The sequence below is a fragment of the Pseudomonas brassicacearum subsp. neoaurantiaca genome, assembly GCF_013608025.1.
Lineage (GTDB): Bacteria > Pseudomonadota > Gammaproteobacteria > Pseudomonadales > Pseudomonadaceae > Aquipseudomonas.
In genome coordinates this window covers 202,376-223,811 of record NZ_VDLV01000033.1, presented here as the reverse complement: position 1 = coordinate 223,811, position 21,436 = coordinate 202,376, and the positions used below count along the sequence as shown (strand labels likewise).

The following is a 21,436-nucleotide window of genomic DNA, read 5'->3' as shown; positions in this document are numbered from 1 at the left end:
AGAGCCAACGAACAGCACGCTCCATCCCGGTGCGCTTTTTGATGTACGCTCACCCTCGCGCACCATCGCGTTCCGTCACCCGCCGCCAGTGCTTTTAAAACACTTGTTCGGCACTATGGTTCGGAAATTGCTACCTTTATGCCGTCATACCGTTCAGACCTTCACCGGTAACAATCTTATGCGCCACAAGCGCTCAAATTGGTTTTAGGGACTCGATAATGAAAAAAGCACTGCTGACCCTTTCTGCACTGGCGTTGTGCATGGCTGCTGGCGCTGCCACGGCCAAGGAATACAAGGAACTGCGTTTTGGTGTCGACCCGTCCTACGCCCCGTTCGAATCCAAGGCCGCCGACGGCAGCCTGGTCGGTTTCGACATCGACCTGGGCAACGCAATCTGCGAAGAACTGAAGGTCAAATGCAAATGGGTCGAAAGCGATTTCGACGGCATGATCCCAGGCCTCAAGGCCAATAAATTCGACGGCGTGATTTCCTCCATGACCGTTACTCCAGCCCGCGAAAAGGCTATCGACTTCTCCAGCGAGCTGTTCTCCGGCCCAACAGCCTATGTGTTCAAGAAAGGTTCGGGCCTGAGCGAAGACGTCGCCTCGCTCAAGGGCAAGACCGTCGGCTACGAGCAAGGCACCATCCAGGAAGCCTACGCCAAAGCCGTGCTGGACAAAGCTGGCGTCAAGACCCAGGCCTACCAGAACCAGGACCAGGTCTATTCCGACCTGACCTCCGGCCGCCTCGACGCGGCGATCCAGGACATGCTCCAGGCCGAGCTGGGCTTCCTGAAGTCGCCAAAAGGCGAAGGCTATGAAATCAGCAAGCCGGTGGACAGCGAACTGCTGCCAGCCAAGACCGCTATCGGTATCAAGAAAGGTAACAAAGAGCTGAAGGCGCTTTTGGATAAAGGTATCAAAGCGTTACACGACGACGGCAAATACGCCGAAATCCAGAAAAAACACTTTGGCGATCTGAATCTGTACAGCGGCAAATAATGCGCGGCGCCCACCCGGCCTCGGGTGGGCGCTTTTTTCCTGCCAAAGGCCTTCTCCATGTTCGAACAACTCCTACAAAATCTGGGGCTCTCTGCCTTCAGCCTGAAGGGCTTCGGCCCGCTGCTGATGCAAGGCACCTGGATGACCATCAAGCTGTCGGCCCTTTCCTTGCTGCTCAGTGTCCTGCTCGGCCTGCTGGGCGCCAGCGCCAAGCTGTCCAGCGTCAAACTGCTACGTATTCCCGCCCAGCTCTACACCACGTTGATTCGCGGCGTACCCGACCTGGTGCTGATGCTGCTGATCTTCTACAGCCTGCAAACCTGGCTGACCTCTTTGACTGATCTGATGGAATGGGAATACATCGAGATCGACCCATTCGGCGCCGGGGTGATTACCCTGGGCTTCATTTACGGCGCGTACTTCACCGAAACGTTCCGTGGCGCGATTCTCGCGGTGCCTCGCGGCCAGGTCGAAGCGGCCACGGCCTATGGCCTCAAGCGTGGCCAGCGTTTTCGCTTTGTGGTGTTTCCGCAGATGATGCGCTTTGCCTTGCCGGGCATCGGCAACAATTGGATGGTCATGCTCAAGGCCACCGCCCTGGTGTCGATCATCGGCCTGGCCGACCTGGTCAAGGCGGCACAGGATGCGGGCAAGAGTACCTACCAACTGTTTTATTTCCTGGTGCTGGCGGCGCTGATCTACCTGCTGATCACCAGCGCGTCCAACTTCATCCTGCGTCGACTTGAACGTCGCTACGCCGCCGGAGCCCGGGAGGCCGTGCGATGATCGAGCTCCTGCAAGAATACTGGCGACCGTTCCTCTACAGCGACGGCACCAACATCACCGGCCTGGCCATGACCCTCTGGCTGCTCAGCGCCTCGCTGCTGATCGGTTTCCTGGTGTCGATCCCGCTGTCCATCGCCCGGGTTTCGCCAAAGTTCTATGTGCGTTGGCCGGTGCAGTTCTACACCTACCTGTTCCGCGGCACACCGCTCTACATCCAATTGCTGATTTGCTACACCGGCATCTACAGCATCGCCGCGATACGCGCCCAGCCCCTGCTCGACAGTTTCTTTCGCGACGCGATGAACTGCACGATCCTGGCGTTTGCGTTGAACACCTGCGCCTACACCACGGAGATCTTCGCCGGGGCGATTCGCAGCATGAACCATGGCGAAGTCGAAGCGGCCAAGGCTTACGGGTTGACCGGTTGGAAGCTTTACACCTACGTGATCATGCCGTCCGCGCTGCGTCGCTCGTTGCCGTACTACAGCAACGAAGTCATCTTGATGCTGCATTCGACGACCGTGGCGTTCACCGCTACCGTTCCCGATGTACTGAAAGTCGCGCGAGACGCCAACTCGGCCACATTCCTGACGTTCCAGTCGTTCGGGATCGCCGCGCTGATCTATTTGACCGTCACGTTTGCACTGGTGGGCCTCTTCCGTCTCGCCGAGCGCCGCTGGCTGGCCTTTCTCGGCCCAACCCACTAAGGCTTCCGTTCCAGGACATACACGTAAATGCGCCACCAGATCCATGACCTGCTGGCCCCGCTGCCGGGGACCGCACGCAAGATCCACAGCTTCCACTTCGGCCCGGAAAAAGCCGAGGGCAAAATCTATATCCAGTCGTCCCTGCACGCCGATGAGTTGCCCGGCATGCTCGTGGCCTGGCACCTCAAGCAGCGCCTGGCCGAACTTGAAAAATCCGGCCATCTGCGACACGAAATCGTGCTGGTGCCGGTCGCCAACCCCATCGGCCTTGAACAGGTATTGATGGATGTGCCCCTGGGCCGCTACGAATTGGAGAGTGGGCAGAATTTCAATCGCCGCTTCGTCGACCTGAGCGAAGAGATCGGTAACGAAATCGAAGAGCTGCTCACCGACGATCCGCAGCACAACCTGTTGCTCATCCGCACCAGCCTGCGTGATGCCCTGAGTCGGCAGACCGTCGGCACTCAACTGCAATCCCAGCGCCTGGTCCTGCAACGACTGGCCTGCGACGCCGACATGGTGCTCGACTTGCATTGCGACTTCGAAGCCGTGGCCCACCTCTACACCACGCCCGAAGCCTGGCCCCAGGTGGAGCCGCTGGCACGCTACATCGGTGCCGAGGCCAGTCTGTTGGCCACCGACTCGGGCGGCCAATCGTTCGATGAGTGTTTCACACTGCTCTGGTGGCAACTCAAGGAGCGTTTTGGCGAACGATTCGAAATCCCCCTGGGCAGCTTTTCGGTCACCGTCGAATTGCGCGGCCAGGGCGACGTCAACCATGGCTTGGCGAGCCTCGACTGCCAGGCCTTGATCGAATACCTGATCCGCTTCGGCGCCATCGACGGCGAACCGGTGCCGTTGCCCGACCTGCCCTACCCGGCCACGCCACTGGCCGCCGTCGAACCGGTGTCGACGCCGGTAGGCGGCCTGCTGGTGTACAGCGCCCTGCCCGGCGAATACATGGAGGCCGGACAACTGATCGCCGAGATCATCGACCCGGTCAACGACACCGTTACCCCCGTTCATTGCCGTAATGCCGGGCTGCTGTATGCCCGCTCGCTGCGTCGCATGGCCACTGCCGGCATGGTCATCGCCCATGTCGCCGGGACCGAAGCCTACCGCAGTGGTTACCTACTTTCGCCTTGAGGATGCCTGCTCCATGTACAAACTGACCATTGAAGGCCTGCACAAGAGCTACGGCCAGCATGAGGTGCTCAAAGGGGTTTCGCTCAAGGCCAGGACGGGCGACGTGATCAGCCTGATCGGCGCCAGCGGCTCGGGCAAAAGTACCTTCCTGCGTTGCATCAATTTCCTCGAACAACCCAACGACGGCGCCATGAGCCTGGACGGCCAGTCGATCCAGATGATCAAGGATCACCACGGCATGCGCGTGGCCGACGCCGACGAGTTGCAGCGCATCCGCACGCGCCTGGCCATGGTGTTCCAGCACTTCAACCTGTGGAGCCACATGACCGTGTTGGAAAACATCACCATGGCGCCGCGCCGGGTGCTGGGTGTCAGCAAGCAGGAAGCCGACGACCGCGCCCGTCGCTACCTCGACAAGGTTGGCCTGCCGGCCCGCGTCGCCGAGCAATACCCGGCGTTCCTCTCCGGCGGCCAGCAACAGCGCGTCGCGATTGCCCGGGCATTGGCGATGGAGCCGGAAGTCATGTTGTTCGACGAACCGACGTCGGCCCTGGACCCGGAACTGGTGGGCGAAGTGTTGAAGGTCATCCAGGGCCTGGCCGAAGAAGGCCGGACCATGATCATGGTGACCCACGAAATGAGCTTCGCCCGCAAGGTGTCCAACCAGGTGCTGTTCCTGCACCAGGGCCTGGTGGAAGAAGAAGGCGCGCCGGAAGACGTGCTGGGCAATCCCAAGAGCGAACGGCTCAAGCAGTTCCTCAGCGGCAATCTGAAATAACAGACTGCTTTTGTGGCGAGGGAGCTTGCTCCCGCTGGGCGGCGAAGCGGCCCCCTGGCCTTGGCTGACACGCTGCTGGGGAGGCTGCGCCTCCAGCGGGAGCAAGCTCCCTCGCCACAACAGCGCGCCTGCCACAACCAGGCCATAAAACCTTTCATCTCCTGCCGTGGTCTCTGAAGAAGGACTTTCAGGGCATGCACGGCACCCATGGCGACATCCAACAACTTCGCAAAACAGTGGTTCGATGCCCGCGGCTGGAAGCCGTTCGCTTTTCAAAAACACGTGTGGGCCGCGGTCAAGCGTGGCGAGTCGGGGCTTTTGCATGCCAGCACCGGTGCCGGCAAGACCTACGCCGTCTGGTTTGCCGCCCTCGATCGTTTCGCGCGCTCAGCGCCGCCGCCGGATAAACCGCGCAAACGCAAACCGCCGGCCGAGCCGTTGACGGTCTTGTGGATCACACCCATGCGGGCCTTGGCCGCCGACACCGCCAAAGCCCTCGAAGCACCGCTCATGCCGTTGCAAATCCCTTGGAGCGTCGGCCTGCGCACGGGCGACACCAGCGCCAGCGAACGCGCCCGCCAAGGCCGGCGCCTGCCCACGGCGCTGATCACCACGCCGGAAAGCCTGACGCTGATGCTGGCCCGTGCCGATGCGCAAATCGCCGTCTCGACCTTGCGCATGATCGTGGTGGACGAATGGCACGAACTGCTCGGCAACAAGCGTGGCGTGCAGTTGCAACTGGCATTGGCGCGCCTGCGACGCTGGCATCCAGGGCTGATTGTATGGGGCGTCTCCGCGACCCTGGGTAATCAGGCCCATGCCGAGCAAGTGCTCATCCCGCAAGGCAACGGGATCAGCGTGCAGGGCGCCAACGGTAAAGCCCTGCAGGTCGATACGCTATTGCCACCGACCCTCGAGCGCTTTCCGTGGGCCGGGCACATCGGCTTGAAAATGCTGCCGCAAGTCGTCGCCGAAATCGACGCCAGCGGTAGCTGCCTGGTCTTCACCAACACCCGCGCGCAATCGGAAATCTGGTACCAGGCCATTCTCGAGGCGCGACCGGATTGGGCCGGGCTGATTGCGCTGCACCACAGCTCGCTGTCCCGTGATACCCGCGACTGGGTGGAGCGGGCGCTGAAGGACGGCCAGCTCAAGGCCGTCGTGTGCACGTCCAGCCTGGACCTTGGCGTGGATTTCCTTCCCGTCGAACGCGTTCTGCAGATCGGCTCGGCCAAAGGCGTCGCACGATTGATGCAACGCGCCGGGCGCTCCGGCCATGCGCCGGGACGGACCTCGCGGATAACCCTGGTGCCCACTCATACACTGGAGCTGGTCGAGGCTGCCGCTGCCCAGGACGCCGTGGCGCAGCGGCGCATCGAACCCCGGGAATCGCCCGACAAACCGTTGGATGTCCTGGTCCAGCATTTGGTCAGCATGGCCCTGGGCGGCGGTTTCAGGCCCGATGAGCTGTTCGATGAAGTGCGTGGCGCCTGGGCGTACCGCAACCTGAATCTGGCCGAATGGGCCTGGGCCCTGGCGTTCGTCCGTCATGGAGGGTTGTCGCTGACGGCCTACCCCGACTATCGACGAGTCGAACCGGACGAAAACGGCATCTGGCGCGTCCCCGATGCCCGCCTCGCCAGGCGTCATCGCATGAGTATCGGCACCATCGTCAGCGACGCCAGCCTGCAACTCAAGTTCTGGAGCAAGGGCGGTGGCGGCAAGACCCTGGGTAGCGTGGAAGAAGGCTTCATCGCGCGGCTAAGACCTGGCGACGGGTTTCTCTTCGCCGGTCGATTGCTGGAACTGGTCCGGGTGGAAGACATGACCGCCTACGTGCGGCGCAGCCAGGCGAAGAAAGCCGCCATACCGCGCTGGAACGGCGGGCGCATGCCGCTTTCCAGCGAGCTCGCCGCGGCTGTCGTGGCGCGCCTGAGCGAAGCCGCCGCCGGTCATTTCGACGGCCCGGAAATGCAAGCGGCGCAGCCCATGTTGAGCACGCAACTGCGCTGGTCCGGTTTGCCCACGCAGGGTACGTTGCTGGCTGAAGCCCTAAAATCCCGGGAAGGTTGGCACCTGTTCCTGTATCCGTTCGCCGGACGCCAGGTTCACCTGGGACTCGCCAGCTTGCTGGCCTGGCGTGTCAGCCAGCGGCAACCGGTGACGTTTTCCATTGCGGTCAACGACTACGGCTTGGAACTGCTCAGCGCCACCGAGCTGGATTGGTCCGAACACCTGGACCCGAAGCTGTTGCACACCGACCGCTTGCTGGCTGACGTGCTTGCCAGCCTGAATGCCGGCGAACTGGCCTTGCGCCGCTTCCGGGAAATCGCCCGGATCGCCGGGCTGGTGTTCGCCGGCTACCCCGGCGCGCCGAAAAGCACTCGGCAAGTCCAGGCGTCCAGCGGATTGTTTTTCCAGGTGTTCAAGCAATACGACGCCGACAACCTGCTGCTGGCCCAGGCCGGCGAGGAAGTCCTGCGCGAAGAACTGGATATACGCCGACTGGAGCAGACCTTGGAACGCCTCGATACCTTGAAGCTCGACCTGCATGTCATCAAGCGCCCGACCCCGCTGGGTTTCCCATTGCTGGTGGAGCGGTTCCGCGAAAGCATGAGTTCGGAAAAGCTCGCCGACCGCATTCGCCGAATGGTCAGCGAACTGGAAAAAACCGCCGATCGGGGGACCGCCTGATGGCCGCGCCCTATCCCGTCAATCTCGCAGGGGAAGAGCTCTGGCTGCTCCCGCAAAAAGCCCTGTATTGGCCCGCCCAGGAAACGTTGATGGTGGCGGATGTGCATTTCGGCAAAGCCGCCGCCTACCGCAGCCTGGGCCAGCCGGTGCCCCATGGCACGACAGCGAGCAACATCGCCGTGCTTGATGCATTGCTGGCGAGCCTGCCTTGCCGGCTGCTGATTTTTCTTGGGGATTTTCTCCATGGGCCCGGCTCCCATGCGCCGGGAACCTTGAGGGCGCTGGCGGACTGGCGTGCGCGACACCCGTCCCTGGCCATGACCCTCATACGCGGCAATCACGACAAACGTGCCGGCGATCCGCCATCGGACCTGAATATCCGCGTCGTCCCCGAACCGCTGCTACTGGGTCCTTTCGCCGTGCAACACGAACCGCACCCGCATTCGAGCCGACACGTCCTTGCCGGCCACGTGCACCCGGTCTACCACCTCAGTGGCAAGGGTCGGCAGCGGCTGCGCCTCCCATGCTTTCGCCTCGGCAGCGAAATCAGCCTGCTGCCGGCCTTTGGCGCGTTCACGGGGGGCTATCGGGTCGAGCAAGAGAACGACTGCAAGATCTTTGTCGTCGGTGACAACGATATATGGCCCGTCAGTTGAAGCACTCGCGCTTCCACTGACGGGCCATATTCGGATCAGGCTACGGGCGCAGGAGGTGGCTCGTCCGGAAGCGTCGGCTCACCGGGTTCGGTGGGTTCCGTGGGATTGGGATCAGGATCGGGGTCACCGGGAATGCCACCCGCCGCTTCGACAGGATGGGCCAGCAGTGACCAGGCCAGGACGCCGATCTGATTGGGCTCAAGCCTTGCCAGTTCGGCACTGATTCGCGGATCGATCTTCATAGAGCTACTCCTGAGCGAAGGCCCATTGCGGCTGACGCAAAAAAAACGGGCAGTACACTTCATAGAGTGCCTGCCCGCTCAGGAATTCCGACAGCTCGTCAGAATCAGGTACGCGGCAGTGTCACGCCGCGCTGGCCCTGGTATTTGCCACCCCGATCCTTATAGGAAACTTCGCACTCCTCGTCGGATTCGAGGAACAGCATCTGCGCCACGCCTTCGTTGGCGTAGATCTTTGCCGGCAGGGTCGTGGTGTTGGAAAACTCCAGCGTCACGTGGCCTTCCCACTCGGGTTCCAACGGCGTCACGTTGACGATGATGCCGCAACGGGCATAGGTGCTTTTGCCCAGGCAAATGGTCAATACGTTGCGCGGGATGCGGAAGTACTCGACGGTGCGAGCCAGGGCGAAGGAGTTCGGCGGAATGATGCAAACGTCGCTCTTGATGTCGACGAAGCTCTTCTCGTCGAAATTCTTCGGGTCGACAGTGGCGGAGTTGATGTTGGTGAACACCTTGAATTCATCGGCGCAGCGCACGTCGTAGCCGTAGCTGGAAACGCCGAAGGAAATCAGCCGGTCGGCGCCTTCGCCACGCATCTGGCGCTCGACGAAAGGCTCGATCATGCCGTGCTCTTGCGCCATGCGGCGAATCCACTTGTCCGATTTGATGCTCATGGCGGGTTCCTGAATAGCGAGGTGGAAAAAACTGTCCGGCATCTTACCGGGGCGCGGGGCGCGTTCAAAGTGCAGGACGCAAATCTCGGCGATCCGCCTTGATTTCCGGGCCCCGGCCGCAATCGCGCTTGCCGTCAGTCATTAAAACCGAGAAACCTTCGCAAAGACCATTGGCACGTTCCGGAAAAAGGGTTAAGGTGGCGCCACTGTGCTGCTTGTGTCACTGAGAATCTCTACACGATATGTTGAATTTCGATCCAACCATCTACAAGAATTTTTCCTGCTCTTTGCACTCAGTCTCGGCCAGGGTTCTTCCTGAGTCGCAGTTATCTTTGTTCAAGGAGTTACACCATGTCTAATCGCCAAACCGGTACCGTTAAGTGGTTCAACGATGAAAAAGGCTTCGGCTTCATCACCCCACAATCCGGTGACGATCTGTTCGTTCACTTCAAAGCTATCCAATCCGACGGCTTCAAAAGCCTGAAAGAAGGCCAACAGGTTTCTTTCATCGCTACCCGCGGTCAGAAAGGCATGCAAGCTGAAGAAGTTCAAGTTATCTAACTTGTCCTTGCTTTAGTAAGAAGCCCCGCCCTTAAAAGCGGGGCTTTTTTGTGCCTGTCAGTTTTTCAGGCACAAAAAAAAACTGTGGGAGCGAGCTTGCTCGCGATAGCGATCTGTCAGTCAACGTTGATGTTGCTGATCCAACGCTATCGCGAGCAAGCTCGCTCCCACAGGGAATTGGTGGTTGACCTGGGATTACCAAGTCACGCCAAACCCAGCCGTGTAGCGCGTCTTGCTCAGGTCGCTGTCGTCAGTCCCTTCGATCACGTCCTTCTCGGCCTTGAGGTTGAGCGACGCCCAGTCGGTCACTTTGTAGCGCAGCCCGACCTCGGCGTCGTAGGCATAGTCGGCGACATCGGACAGCGGCTTGCCCACTTCGCCATTGGTGAAGAACTCGACGCGCTTGCCGATCAGGTAGCGGTTGTAATCCCACTTCATCGCGACGGAATAGAAGTTGTCCTTGCTGCCGTCGCGGTACTCGTAATCGGTGCGGTTGAGCAGCGACCCCAGCGAGAACGCCCCCAATTCATCGTCCCAGAACTGATAGCCCGGACCGGTGCCTACTACGCGCTGGCGCGCCAGGTCTTCGACTTTGTCGCGCTTGTAATTGAGGCGGCCTTGCCAGAACCATTTGTCGGTGATGAACCGGTCGAGGGAATATTCCAGGCGCCAGTTGTCGGTCGAAACCACATCGTCCTGGAATTCACGGTTGTATTCGCCTTCAGCGGTGTGCCGCCATCTGCCGTGACGCGCCGAGGTCTTGAAGTCGATGTCGTAATCATCGGTATCGTTTTCCGCTCGCTGGTAATCCAGCGCGGCGTCGATATTACCTTTCCAGACCAGATCTTCGACCACCGGCTTGGGCTTGAGGATCTGCTGGATACTTGCCAGCTCAACGGTCTTCGGCGCTTCGCCGTTGGCCAGGATGACCTTGCCATCGTCGGCGGCGTGCAGCGACTTGGCCTTCTCGCCGGAATAAGCATCCTGCTTGACCAATAATTGCTGGTCACTTTCAAGCGTCTTGACCTGTTTCCAGTCGATAGGGACCGCGCCGGCGTAGTCAGTCTGGATCAACAATTTGCCGCCATCGAAAACGGTAATCTTGCCGCTGAGCTTGTCGCCGTTCTTCAACCAGACGGTATCGGCAAGCAATGGCATGGAGGCGCTCGTAACAGCTAGGCACAGCAGGGTTCTGGACAACATAAGCGATAATGGGCTCAAGTTTTCGGTGAAAAGGCGGCATTATCCCCCAGGATGACACCTCAGGAACGACTGACCCGCGTACCGATGATGAGTTCACTTATCAACCCGATCTGTAGGAATTAATCTACAGACGGACCTATTTCCAGGAACAACCCCGTGACTGACGCCCCAGCGGACCCCGAAAATCCAGCCCAAGTCCGACGAACCACGCTTTACCTGACCCTGGCGCAGGTACCGGAAGGCAAAGTCGTCACTTATGGTCAGCTTGCCGATATGGCCGGCCTTGGCCGCGCGGCACGCTGGGTCGGACGTACTCTCAGCCAATTGCCGAACGACACCAAGCTGCCCTGGCACCGCGTGTTGGCGGCTGGCGGTCGGATCAGCCTGCCGGCGGGCAGCGCCTCGGGGGATGAGCAACGTGCGCGCTTGCGAATGGAAGGCGTCAGTATCCTGAACAATCGTGTTGATATTCAGCGCCATGGCTGGCGTCCGGTAGAGCACAGCGGTTAGAGTGCGCGCTTTGTTTTCGCAATTTTTGAGGCAGACTCCAGCCCATGCCCCGTAAAACCTGGCGCGCCGCCCTCGCCGCCTATGCCAGTCCTTCGACGCTCGTGCTGTTGCTGCTTGGCTTCGCCGCCGGCTTGCCGTACATGCTGGTGTTTTCCACGCTCTCAGTCTGGTTGCGCGAGGCCGGCGTGGCCCGCGAAACCATCGGTTATGCGAGCCTGATTGGCCTGGCCTATGCCTTCAAATGGGTGTGGTCGCCACTGCTCGACCAATGGCGCCTGCCATTGCTGGGCAAATTGGGGCGCCGTCGTTCATGGCTGGTGCTTTCCCAAGGCCTGGTGATCCTTGGCCTGGTCGGGATGAGCTTCTGTGACCCGCAAAAACACCTGTCCTGGCTGATCGCGATTGCCGTCATAGTCGCCTTTGCATCGGCCACGCAGGACATTGCCGTCGATGCCTATCGATTGGAAATCGTCGAAGACACCCGCCAGGCTGCGTTGGCCGCCAGCTACATGTCTGGCTATCGGGTCGCCGCGCTGCTCGCCACGGCCGGCGCGCTGTTCTTCGCCGAAGGGTTCGGCTCCACCGGGTTCAGCTACAAACATTCGGCCTGGGCCGGTACGTACCTGTTGTTTGGCGTGTTGATGGTGCCAGCCTTGCTGACGTCATTATTGATGCGCGAGCCACCCGTGCCGCTGCGCACGCAGTTGCAGGCCGGGCGCTATACCTTCGTTCACCAACTGGCTTCGGTCTTCGTGCTGATCGTGCTATTGGTGTCGGTCCCGGCGATGTTCACCCAGCTCTACAACACCGACTTCGCCAGCGTATTGTTCGAAGGCGTCAGCCTGCTCGACCTGCTGCTCGAAGATCGCGCGTTCCTGCGGGCGATCCTCTATATCCTTCTCACCGCCCTGTGCCTGTCGTCCATGGGGCGCCGAGGCCTGGCGCCGGTGCTGACGCCCGTCAACGACTTCATCCTGCGCTACCGCTGGCAGGCACTCTTGCTGCTGGGACTGATCGCCACCTACCGGATGTCCGACACGGTCATGGGCGTAATGGCCAATGTGTTCTACATCGACCAAGGCTTTACCAAGGACCAGATCGCCAGCGTCAGCAAGATCTTCGGGCTGATCATGACGCTGGTCGGCGCCGGCATGGGCGGCCTGCTGATCGTGCGTTTCGGGATCCTGCCGATCCTGTTCATCGGCGGCGTTTCCTCGGCCGCCACCAACATCCTGTTCCTGATGCTCACCGACATGGGCCCGAACCTGAAGATGCTGATTGTCACGATTTCCCTGGACAACTTCAGCTCCGGCCTGGCCACCTCGGCATTCGTCGCCTACCTGTCGAGCCTGACCAACCTGAAATTCTCGGCCACCCAATACGCGCTGCTCAGCTCGATCATGCTGCTGCTGCCACGCCTGATTGGCGGCTACTCAGGGGTGATGGTAGAGAAATTCGGTTATCACGATTTCTTCCTGATCACCGCCCTGCTCGGCGTGCCGACCCTGCTCCTGATCGCGCTGCACTGGTATCAGGAGAATAGCCGCCAAGGCCCGACGCCGGAATCGGAGTCGGAACCGGAATCAACGCCAACCCGGCCCGCCCAAGAGTCGTAGGCCAAAAGTCGTAGGAAAGTTCAACAGGCGCCGAAGAAACCGGCGCCTGGATCCGGCAACAGGCCACGCGCCTGTACGCCAGGGCATCTCGCCCGTACAATGCTGCGTCACTTCTCGTCATCAGCAACCGACAACGGCCAACCATGCGCACCAGTCAATTTTTGCTCGCCACACAGAAAGAAACGCCTTCCGACGCCGTCGTGATCAGCCATCAGCTGATGTTGCGTGCCGGCATGATCCGCAAACTCGCCTCCGGCCTGTACACCTGGCTGCCGATGGGCTTGCGGGTGATGCGTAAGGTCGAAGCCATCGTTCGTGAAGAGATGGACGCCGCCGGCTCTCTGGAAGTTCTGATGCCGAGCACCCAACCGGCCGAACTGTGGCAGGAATCGGGGCGCTGGGAAGAATACGGCCCCGAGCTGCTGCGCATCAAAGACCGTCACGGTCGCGACTTCTGTGCAGGCCCGACTCACGAAGAAGTGATCACCGACCTGATGCGCAACGAGTTGAGCAGCTACAAGCAGTTGCCGATCAACCTGTACCAGATCCAGACCAAGTTCCGCGACGAGATCCGCCCGCGCTTCGGCCTGATGCGCGGTCGCGAGTTCATCATGAAGGACTCCTACTCGTTCCACGCCGACCTGGCCTCGCTGCAGGTCACTTACGACCGCATGCACCAGGCGTACTGCAACGTGTTCACCCGCCTGGGCCTGAAGTTCCGCCCTGTAGAAGCTGACAACGGCTCTATCGGCGGTGCCGGCTCCCATGAATTCCATGTCCTGGCCGAATCCGGCGAAGACGACATTGTCTTCAGCAACGGCTCCGACTACGCCGCGAACATCGAGAAAGCCGAAGCCGTGCCACGGGAAACCTCCCGCGCCGCGCCGGCCGAAGAATTGCGCCTGGTGGACACGCCGAACACCAAGACCATCGCCCAGTTGGTGGAAGGCTACAACCTGCCCATCGAGCGCACCATCAAGACGCTGATCGTGCGCGCGGAAGAAGAAGGCAAGCTGATTGCCCTGATCATCCGTGGCGACCATGAGCTGAATGAAATCAAGGCCGCCAACCAGCCTGGCGTCGCCAGCCCGCTGGTCATGGCCACCGATGCCGAGCTGCGCGACGCCATCGGCGCCGGCGCCGGTTCCCTCGGCCCGTTAAACCTGCCATTGCCGATCATCATCGACCGCTCGGTGGAGTTGATGAGCGACTTCGCCATTGGCGCGAACATTGATGACAAGCACTACTTCGGCGTGAACTGGGAGCGCGACCTGCCGATCCCAACCGTCGCAGACCTGCGCAACGTCGTGGCCGGCGATCCAAGCCCGGACGGCAAGGGCACCCTGGAAATCAAGCGGGGCATCGAAGTCGGTCACATCTTCCAGCTGGGCGACAAGTACAGCAAGGCGATGAAATGCGAAGTGCTGGGCGAGAACGGCAAGCCAGTCACCCTGCAAATGGGCTGCTACGGCATTGGCGTATCCCGCGTGGTAGCCGCCGCCATCGAACAGAACAACGACGAGAACGGGATCATCTGGAGCGACACACTTGCGCCGTTCCAGATCGCCCTGGTGCCGCTGCGCTATGAAACCGAACAGGTTCGCGAAGCCACCGACAAGCTCTACGCCGAATTGACGGCCGCCGGCTTCGAAGTGCTGCTGGACGATCGCGACAAGAAAACCAGCCCCGGCATCAAGTTCGCCGACATGGAGCTGATCGGTATCCCGCACCGGATCGTGGTCAGTGACCGTGGCCTGGCCGAAGGCAACCTGGAATACAAGAGCCGTACCGAGGCCGAGCCGCAAGCGCTGCCGGTCGCCGACGTGCTGTCCTTCCTCCAGGCCCGTATCCGCCGCTGAGACCAGATAGAGACGTCATGTTCAAGCGAAACACCTTAGGCCTCGGGGGCGCCGCACTGTGCGGCGCCCTGCTGGTCAGCGGCTGCGCCAACCAGATGTCGCAACGCAACGAGCACGAAGAACGGATCGAGCGCAAGCTGCTCGACCACAGCCTGCAGATCGATGTGGGCGAACCCAAGGTGCTCGATCTGCCGCAGCGTCGAGTCCGGATCAATGAGCAGAAGACTTTCGAAGTCACCGAATTCGAAGTTACCCGGCACTATGATCGCTACACGCCCTACCAGCCTTGGCGGGAGATCTACGAGATCCCGCTGGGCGCGGTGGCGGTGGTCGCCGGCGTCGGCGCGAACGTGGTCAACGTGTTCGCCTTGGGCAGCCTCCCGGATTCCGCGACGCGCGACTGGATCAGCTACGGTTTCGCCGGGCTGAACCCGTTCATGAACGTACCTTCCAACGGCCGGGCGCAACAGAACCTGGCCGGTATCGACGAAGTCCAGCGTGACAAGCGCACGGAACACTCGAGCCTGCCCTGGAGCGAGCGCCCGGTGGAAGTGAAAGCCGCTCGCCAGACTTTCGAAATGACCACCGACCGTAACGGCGTGTTGCGCTTGAACCTGCTGGAAAGCCCCTTCGCCGAGCACGACCTGAGCCAATTCGGGAAATTGCAGATCAGCGTGACCGACGCCCAGGACGAGGTGCACACCGACTCATCCCTGAGCATCAGCAGCACGCTGCGCAGCAAGCTGGTGGAAGCCCATGGGCTGATCTACGACGATTTGGAAGACGACGAAGTGAGCCAGTGGGTTCATCGGGTCAAACGCCTGTCGGAGCTGGGACTTGAAGAAGAAGCCAGCGAGCTCGAACAAAGCCTGATCGAACTGACCCGCAACGATCCGGAGCTGCAAACCGAGTTCATGAAAGCGTTGACCAAGGATGGCGGGCGGTTGGTGGCGGATCCTGGCGCCAACTGACTCCTGGATACTCCCCTCTGGCGAGGGGATTTATCCCCGTTGGGGCGCGTAGCGCCCCCCTTGATTTTGCCTGACACACTGCAAGGGGCCGCTACGCGGCCAGCGGGGCGGTGCGACGTTTCGCTAAATCCCCTCGCCACAACGAGCGCTCAACGCTCGAACAACTCCAACTGCTCATACCCGCCCCGCAAATCTTCCAACCGTACCCCAATCCCCAATAACCGTACCGGCTTGCCGCCCCGGTTGAATGCCTGGGTCAATAGCAGCTGATAACTCCCCAGGTCCCGCCCTGCCCCGGCCTGTTCCAGGGTGGTCTGGGTGAAATCGTGGAATTTCACCTTCACGAACGGCTTGCCCGGCCGGTAACTGCTGTCGATCCGCGCCATGCGCCCGCTAAGGGTCTGCATCAACTCCGGCAGTTTGTCGAGACAGCTTTTCAAGTCAGGCAGGTCAACGTCGTAGGTATTTTCCACGCTTATGGACTGTCGCCGGCTGTCGTTCTGCACCAGGCGCTCGTCGATCCCACGGGCAAGACTCCAGAGTCGCTCGCCGAAACTGCCGAATTCGCGCACCAACGCCAACTTTTCCCACTGGCGCAGATGCTGGCAATCAACGATACCTAGCCTGTTCAGCTTATCGGCGGTGACCTTCCCAACGCCGTGGAGCTTGCTCACTGGTAGCGCCGAGACGAAATCCTCCACCTGGTCAGGGGTAATGACGAACAAACCGTTGGGTTTCTTCCAGTCGCTGGCGATCTTCGCGAGAAATTTGTTCGGCGCGACGCCTGCGGAGACGGTGATGTGCAGTTGGTTGGACACACGTCGACGGATGTCTTGGGCGATACGCGTGGCGCTGCCGCCAAAATGCGCGCTGGTGGAAACGTCCAGGTAAGCCTCGTCCAGGGACAGCGGCTCGATCAGATCGGTGTAATCGCTGAAGATTGTGTGGATTTCCTTCGATGCTTCCCGGTACGCCTCCATCCTCGGCTTGACGATGGTCAGGTCAGGACAGAGTTTCAGGGCATGACCGGAAGACATGGCCGAACGCACGCCGTAGGCCCGCGCTTCGTAGTTGCAAGTCGCGATCACCCCTCGCCGGTCCGCCGAACCGCCAACCGCCAGGGGCTTGCCGGCCAGCCGCGGATCATCGCGCATTTCGATAGCGGCGTAGAAGCAGTCGCAGTCGACGTGGATGATTTTGCGTTGCGTCATAAAAGAAGCGGCACATGGGACGAATCGGAGCGCCAGTATCTCACTCGAACCTGTATATAGCACCAGTAGTTTGAAAGATCCTTCAACGGAACTCGAAAATGCCTACATATATACATTTACTTAATCGCAACCAACCTGGCGATAGAGCAGAAACCCTTGCCAGGCCTGCGTCACAGCCCTGCCATCTTGTATTTCTGAAGGCTAACCGCTTGAAGCGGAACAGGTTTTTCCGGATAAGAGGTTGACAGCCAGCCAATCCTCTGTAGAATGCCGCCACACAGACGCGGGATGGAGCAGTCTGGTAGCTCGTCGGGCTCATAACCCGAAGGTCGTCGGTTCAAATCCGGCTCCCGCAACCAAACATCAAGAAAGGCTACTCGAAAGAGTGGCCTTTTTTGTGCGCGCCAGTTTTACACCAACCGATGGAGCTCGCGGCCCATCGCCGCCACGCGCCGTGGAGTTGTAGGACAATTTTCTTTTTGTTTTCGCGTATTTAGGCGAACCGACCGTTTATTTGCCCCTTTGCCTTATTAACGGTTGACACTCTGGCGTTCGCCTGTAGAATGCCGCCACACAGACGCGGGATGGAGCAGTCTGGTAGCTCGTCGGGCTCATAACCCGAAGGTCGTCGGTTCAAATCCGGCTCCCGCAACCAAATATCAAGAAAGGCTGCTCGAAAGAGTGGCCTTTTTTGTGTCTATCGAAAAAGCTGCATTACAAATATTTTGTAATTATTTTCCGCCGCAGGGATTGGTAACTTGGCTGGATACCCCCATCCTGTCGCGCATAGCTCAAGAGGTGATTGATGCGCGCCCACTCGTCTGACCCGCAAGACCCCGTTACTGCGACACAACCGATCAAAGCCGGGCAACTGCGTTGGCTGGACCGGATCAGCCAGTACCGCCAACCTATCGGTCTCGCCATCACGCTGCTGCTGTTTGCGATCGCGTTGATCGCCTGTCGCCACCTCCTGAGCGAGCTCGATCTTTACGCATTGCATGACTCGATCCTGGACGTGCCGAGGCCGGCGCTACTCGGTGCTGTTGCCGCCACTGTCGCCGGCTTCGTGATTCTGCTGGGTTATGAATGGTCCGCCACCCGCTATGCGGGCGTAACGCTGCCGCCTCAAACCATGGTCCTCGGCGGTTTCACTGCGTTTGCCATCGGCAACGCCATCGGTCTCTCATTGTTGTCGGGCGGCTCGGTTCGCTATCGCCTGTACGCACGTCACGGCCTGGGGGCCGCCGACGTCGCCCATATGACCTTATTCGCCAGCCTGTCCCTGGGCTGCGCGTTGCCCCCCTTGGCCGCGCTGGCAACTTTGAGCAACCTACCCGCCGCGTCTGCTGCATTGCACCTTCCCGCAGTCTTGTTGGGGTCGATCGCCGTGGCGGTTCTGTTGCTCACCAGCGTGCTGGCCGTTGGCATCTATCGTCGTCGGTTGCCCGAGCAACCCTACCGGGACAGCCTGCTCGTCAAGGCCGGTCGCCGTACGCTGCGCCTGCCGGGCCGGCGCCTGACATTCCTGCAACTGGTCATTACGGCGCTGGATGTCGCCGCAGCCGCCACAGTGCTTTACCTACTGTTGCCGGAAGCGCCACCGTTTGGTCCGTTCCTGCTGGTGTATCTGCTCGCGCTGGCCGCCGGGGTACTCAGCCATGTGCCGGGTGGCGTCGGAGTATTCGAAGCGATCCTGCTGGCCGCGTTTGCCGATAAGCTGGGCGCCGCACCGCTTGCCGCCGCCCTGTTGCTGTATCGCTTGATCTACGTGCTGCTGCCGATGCTGGTGGCTTGCGTGCTGCTGCTGATCAACGAGGCGCAACGGCTGTTCCAGACGCGCCAGACCCTGCGGGCGGCGTCAGGTTTTGCCGCGCCGATCCTGGCCGTACTGGTCTTCCTGTCTGGCGTGGTGCTGCTGTTTTCCGGAGTAACGCCCGAGATCGACACACGCCTGGAGCACATCGGCTTCCTGATTCCTCATCGACTGGTGGACGCCTCGCACTTTGGCGCGAGCCTGGTGGGCGTGCTCTGCCTGTTGCTGGCCCAAGGCCTGCGCCGACGCTTGTCCGCCGCCTGGATGCTGACCACCGTTTTGCTGCTGGTGGGCGCCCTGCTCTCGCTGCTCAAGGGCTTTGACTGGGAAGAAGCCACGCTGCTGACCCTGACCGCGGCCTTGCTGGCGGTGTTCCGGCGCTCTTTCTATCGCCCGAGTCGCCTGACCGAACTGCCGTTTTCGCCTTTGTTCCTTATTGCCAGCCTTTGCGTGCTGGGCGCATCGATCTGGCTGCTGCTGTTTGCCTATCAGGACGTGCCCTACAGCCACCAACTGTGGTGGCAGTTCACCCTCGATGCCGACGCCCCCCGAGGCCTGCGCTCGTTGTTGGGCGCCGCCGTCCTGCTGGTAGTGGTTTCCCTGACTTGGCTGCTGCGCACGGCGCGGCCCGTGATCCATCAACCCACGGCGGAAGAGCTCGAGCGTGCCAAGACCATCCTCATGGCGTCCTCGCAACCGGACGGCGGGTTGGCGCTGACCGGTGACAAAGCACTGCTGTTTCACCCTAACGACGAAGCGTTCCTGATGTACGCGCGTCGTGGCCGCAGCCTGGTGGCACTGTATGATCCGATCGGACCGACCCAGCAACGGGCGGAAATGATCTGGCAGTTCCGCGATCTTTGTGACATCCACCATGCCCGCCCGGTGTTCTATCAGGTGCGAGCCGAAAACCTGCCGTACTACATGGACATCGGCCTGACCGCGATCAAGCTGGGTGAAGAAGCGCGGGTCAACCTCAAGCGTTTCGACCTCGAGGCCAAGGGCAAGGAGATGAAGGACCTGCGTTACACCTGGAACCGCGGCACCCGGGATGGCCTGTCGCTGGAGATCCACGAGCCGGGGCAGGCGCCGATGGATGAGCTCAAGGTCATTTCCGATGCCTGGCTGACCGGCAAGAACGTACGGGAAAAAGGGTTTTCCCTGGGCCGCTTCAGCGACGACTACCTCAAGCATTTCCGCATCGCGGTGATTCGTTTCGAGGGCAAGCCCGTCGCGTTCGCCAACCTGCTGGAAACCCACAGCCATGAACTGGCCAGCCTCGACTTGATGCGCGCTCACCCCGAAGCGCCGAAACTGACCATGGAATTCATGATGGTCGGCCTGATACAGCATTATAAAAACCATGACTACGCCCGCTTCAGCCTCGGCATGGTCCCGCTCTCGGGCCTGCAACCGCGTCGTGGCGCACCGCTGACCCAACGCCTGGGTTCGATGGTGTTTCGCCGTGGCGAGCAGCTCTACAATTTCCAGGGACTGCGCCGCTTCAAAGACAAATTCCAGCCTGACTGGGAACCTCGTTACATGGCCGTGCCCGCCGGACTCGATCCGCTGGTCGCGCTGGCCGATACCGCCGCCCTGATTGCAGGCGGCCTGACTGGATTGGTGAAACGCTGATGACGCAACGGTTTTGGCGATACCTGGTAACCAGCGTGCTGGTGCTGGCGGTGATTCTTGGTGGCGGTTACTGGTACTGGAACCGCCCTGCCCCGCAACCGACCCTGGAGCAATTGGAGCCCGCCGACGGCGTGGCGATGACCCGAGTCATTCCTGGCACCAAGTCGCGCGCCCATGTGCTGGTGACGGTCAATGAAGACCAGAAGCTCAGCGACACCCAACTGACGACCCTCAGCCGCAGCGGTTCGGCAGAGATCGTCCAGGTGATCCTGCCCAAGGACTGCATGTTGCAAGGCCGCGCCTTGCAGGCCGGCCTGAGACAGCTTCATGGGCCGGCCACGCTGGTCAGCGGCATCGGCCCTGGCGCCGTGCTGGCCTGGCGTTGGTTGGCGGAACAGAAGGACGACAAGGCCCAGGCTGTTTCGGTGGACCTGGCCCTGGAAAAACCTGGCTGCACGCACCTGCTGCCAAAAAGCGCCGCCCACGGTCGCTGGCTGGTGGCTTGGAACGACAACCCCGACGACACCAGCGCCGGTTTCGTGCGGGACCAGCACAACGCCGAAACCAGCATCAGCGACTACGACATCAACCTGCCGCAGGTGCTGAACAACGAGTTGCGCAAGATTCTGGTCGGTACGGAAAAGGGCAAGGGTGGCTTGAGCATCCCGGTGGTGGAAGTACCTGCCAGCCAAACGCGCGATACCGTGACGCTGTTCCTTTCCGGTGACGGCGGCTGGCGCGACCTGGACCGCGACGTGGCCGATGAAATGGCCAAGATCGGTTATCCGGTGGTCGGCATCGACACCCTGCGCTACTACTGGCAGCACAAGAGCCCCGAACAAAGCGCGGCCGACCTGACCGAACTGATGCAGCACTACCGGCAGATCTGGGGCACCAAGCGCTTCATCCTGACCGGCTACTCCTTCGGCGCCGATGTGCTGCCGGCGATTTACAATCGCCTGCCAGCCACCGAACAGCAACGGGTCGATGCAATTATCCTGCTCGCCTTCGCCCGCACCGGCAGCTTCGAGATCGAAGTTGAAGGCTGGCTCGGCAACGCTGGCACCGAAGCCGCCACCGGACCGGAAATGGCCAAGCTGCCCGCCGAGAAAGTGGTGTGCATCTATGGCGGTGAAGAAGCCGACGAAAGTGGCTGCACCGACAAGACCGCCGTGGGTGAGGCGATCAAACTGCCGGGCGGCCACCACTTCGACGAAAACTACCCGGCCCTGGCCAAGCGATTGATCGATGAGATCAACAAGCGGCAGAGCAAGCCTGCCGAGCAATAACCGAGGCCCACATGACAAAAAGCCCCTGCAACCTCACGGTGCAGGGGCTTTTTGTTGGCCGCTTGGTGCCCTCTGTGGGAGCGAGCC

The 21,436-nt window shown here is 60.9% G+C and carries 18 protein-coding genes and 2 tRNA genes; 16 read left to right on the top strand and 4 right to left on the bottom strand.

Going from position 1 to position 21,436, the window contains the following annotated elements; genetic code table 11:
• Positions 1 to 218: 218 nt before the first annotated feature.
• The 7 genes from FHK92_RS18330 to pdeM all read left to right on the top strand — a co-directional run bounded on the left by FHK92_RS18330 (position 219) and on the right by pdeM (position 7,768).
• The gene (locus FHK92_RS18330; protein ID WP_030139411.1) at positions 219 to 1,001 is read left to right on the top strand and encodes a transporter substrate-binding domain-containing protein; all 783 of its coding nucleotides are present in this window, start codon (positions 219 to 221) and stop codon (positions 999 to 1,001) included.
• A gap of 57 nt (positions 1,002 to 1,058) precedes the next feature.
• On the top strand, positions 1,059 to 1,787 hold the full coding sequence (locus tag FHK92_RS18325; protein WP_030139412.1) for an ABC transporter permease: 729 nt from the start codon (positions 1,059 to 1,061) through the stop codon (positions 1,785 to 1,787).
• The gene (locus tag FHK92_RS18320) at positions 1,784 to 2,494 is read left to right on the top strand and encodes an ABC transporter permease (protein WP_030139413.1); all 711 of its coding nucleotides are present in this window, start codon (positions 1,784 to 1,786) and stop codon (positions 2,492 to 2,494) included. Before FHK92_RS18325 ends, FHK92_RS18320 begins: the two co-directional genes overlap by 4 nt.
• Before the next feature lie 27 nt (positions 2,495 to 2,521).
• A complete protein-coding gene (locus FHK92_RS18315) occupies positions 2,522 to 3,640 on the top strand; it encodes a succinylglutamate desuccinylase/aspartoacylase family protein (protein WP_181289280.1) in 1,119 nt (372 codons plus the stop codon).
• 13 nt (positions 3,641 to 3,653) lie between these two features.
• Positions 3,654 to 4,418: an ABC transporter ATP-binding protein gene (locus FHK92_RS18310; protein WP_181289279.1), complete on the top strand. Its 765-nt coding sequence runs from the start codon at positions 3,654 to 3,656 to the stop codon at positions 4,416 to 4,418.
• Between the two features lie 207 nt (positions 4,419 to 4,625).
• The gene (locus FHK92_RS18305; RefSeq protein ID WP_181289278.1) at positions 4,626 to 7,112 is read left to right on the top strand and encodes a ligase-associated DNA damage response DEXH box helicase; all 2,487 of its coding nucleotides are present in this window, start codon (positions 4,626 to 4,628) and stop codon (positions 7,110 to 7,112) included.
• Entirely contained in the window at positions 7,112 to 7,768 is a 657-nt protein-coding gene (pdeM, locus tag FHK92_RS18300; RefSeq protein WP_181289277.1) for a ligase-associated DNA damage response endonuclease PdeM, read from the top strand. The genes FHK92_RS18305 and pdeM overlap by 1 nt, the downstream gene beginning before the upstream one ends.
• Before the next feature lie 35 nt (positions 7,769 to 7,803).
• Here pdeM and FHK92_RS18295 read toward each other — a convergent pair whose 3' ends face one another.
• The gene (locus FHK92_RS18295; RefSeq protein ID WP_030139418.1) at positions 7,804 to 8,010 is read right to left on the bottom strand and encodes a hypothetical protein; all 207 of its coding nucleotides are present in this window, start codon (positions 8,008 to 8,010) and stop codon (positions 7,804 to 7,806) included.
• 104 nt (positions 8,011 to 8,114) lie between these two features.
• The gene (gene dcd, locus FHK92_RS18290) at positions 8,115 to 8,681 is read right to left on the bottom strand and encodes a dCTP deaminase (protein ID WP_017126297.1); all 567 of its coding nucleotides are present in this window, start codon (positions 8,679 to 8,681) and stop codon (positions 8,115 to 8,117) included.
• Positions 8,682 to 9,032: 351 nt separating this feature from the next.
• Here dcd and FHK92_RS18285 point away from each other — a divergent pair, with 351 nt between their 5' ends.
• Entirely contained in the window at positions 9,033 to 9,242 is a 210-nt protein-coding gene (locus tag FHK92_RS18285; protein WP_002554837.1) for a cold-shock protein, read from the top strand.
• Positions 9,243 to 9,437: 195 nt separating this feature from the next.
• Here the strand turns inward: FHK92_RS18285 and FHK92_RS18280 are convergent, their stop codons facing one another.
• Positions 9,438 to 10,445: a DUF481 domain-containing protein gene (locus FHK92_RS18280; protein WP_181289276.1), complete on the bottom strand. Its 1,008-nt coding sequence runs from the start codon at positions 10,443 to 10,445 to the stop codon at positions 9,438 to 9,440.
• 156 nt (positions 10,446 to 10,601) lie between these two features.
• Here FHK92_RS18280 and FHK92_RS18275 point away from each other — a divergent pair, with 156 nt between their 5' ends.
• The 4 genes from FHK92_RS18275 to FHK92_RS18260 all read left to right on the top strand — a co-directional run bounded on the left by FHK92_RS18275 (position 10,602) and on the right by FHK92_RS18260 (position 15,401).
• Positions 10,602 to 10,955 (top strand): MGMT family protein, encoded by a 354-nt coding sequence (locus FHK92_RS18275; RefSeq protein ID WP_181289275.1) that lies wholly within the window; start codon positions 10,602 to 10,604, stop codon positions 10,953 to 10,955.
• 44 nt (positions 10,956 to 10,999) lie between these two features.
• Positions 11,000 to 12,571: an AmpG family muropeptide MFS transporter gene (locus FHK92_RS18270; protein WP_030139421.1), complete on the top strand. Its 1,572-nt coding sequence runs from the start codon at positions 11,000 to 11,002 to the stop codon at positions 12,569 to 12,571.
• A 143-nt stretch (positions 12,572 to 12,714) separates the two neighbouring features.
• A complete protein-coding gene (locus FHK92_RS18265) occupies positions 12,715 to 14,430 on the top strand; it encodes a proline--tRNA ligase (protein WP_181289274.1) in 1,716 nt (571 codons plus the stop codon).
• Positions 14,431 to 14,447: 17 nt separating this feature from the next.
• Positions 14,448 to 15,401 (top strand): hypothetical protein, encoded by a 954-nt coding sequence (locus tag FHK92_RS18260; RefSeq protein WP_181289273.1) that lies wholly within the window; start codon positions 14,448 to 14,450, stop codon positions 15,399 to 15,401.
• Positions 15,402 to 15,550: 149 nt separating this feature from the next.
• Here FHK92_RS18260 and dinB read toward each other — a convergent pair whose 3' ends face one another.
• A complete protein-coding gene (dinB, locus tag FHK92_RS18255) occupies positions 15,551 to 16,612 on the bottom strand; it encodes a DNA polymerase IV (RefSeq protein ID WP_181289272.1) in 1,062 nt (353 codons plus the stop codon).
• Between the two features lie 282 nt (positions 16,613 to 16,894).
• On the opposite strand from dinB, the gene FHK92_RS18250 reads away from it, so the two are divergent.
• The 4 genes from FHK92_RS18250 to FHK92_RS18235 all read left to right on the top strand — a co-directional run bounded on the left by FHK92_RS18250 (position 16,895) and on the right by FHK92_RS18235 (position 21,349).
• Positions 16,895 to 16,971 (top strand) — tRNA-Met (locus tag FHK92_RS18250).
• 219 nt (positions 16,972 to 17,190) lie between these two features.
• Positions 17,191 to 17,267 (top strand) — tRNA-Met (locus FHK92_RS18245).
• Positions 17,268 to 17,417: 150 nt separating this feature from the next.
• Positions 17,418 to 20,060, top strand: coding sequence for a bifunctional lysylphosphatidylglycerol flippase/synthetase MprF (gene mprF / locus FHK92_RS18240; protein WP_181289271.1), 2,643 nt, complete (start codon positions 17,418 to 17,420; stop codon positions 20,058 to 20,060).
• Entirely contained in the window at positions 20,060 to 21,349 is a 1,290-nt protein-coding gene (locus FHK92_RS18235; protein ID WP_181289270.1) for a virulence factor family protein, read from the top strand. Before mprF ends, FHK92_RS18235 begins: the two co-directional genes overlap by 1 nt.
• Positions 21,350 to 21,436: the final 87 nt, after the last annotated feature.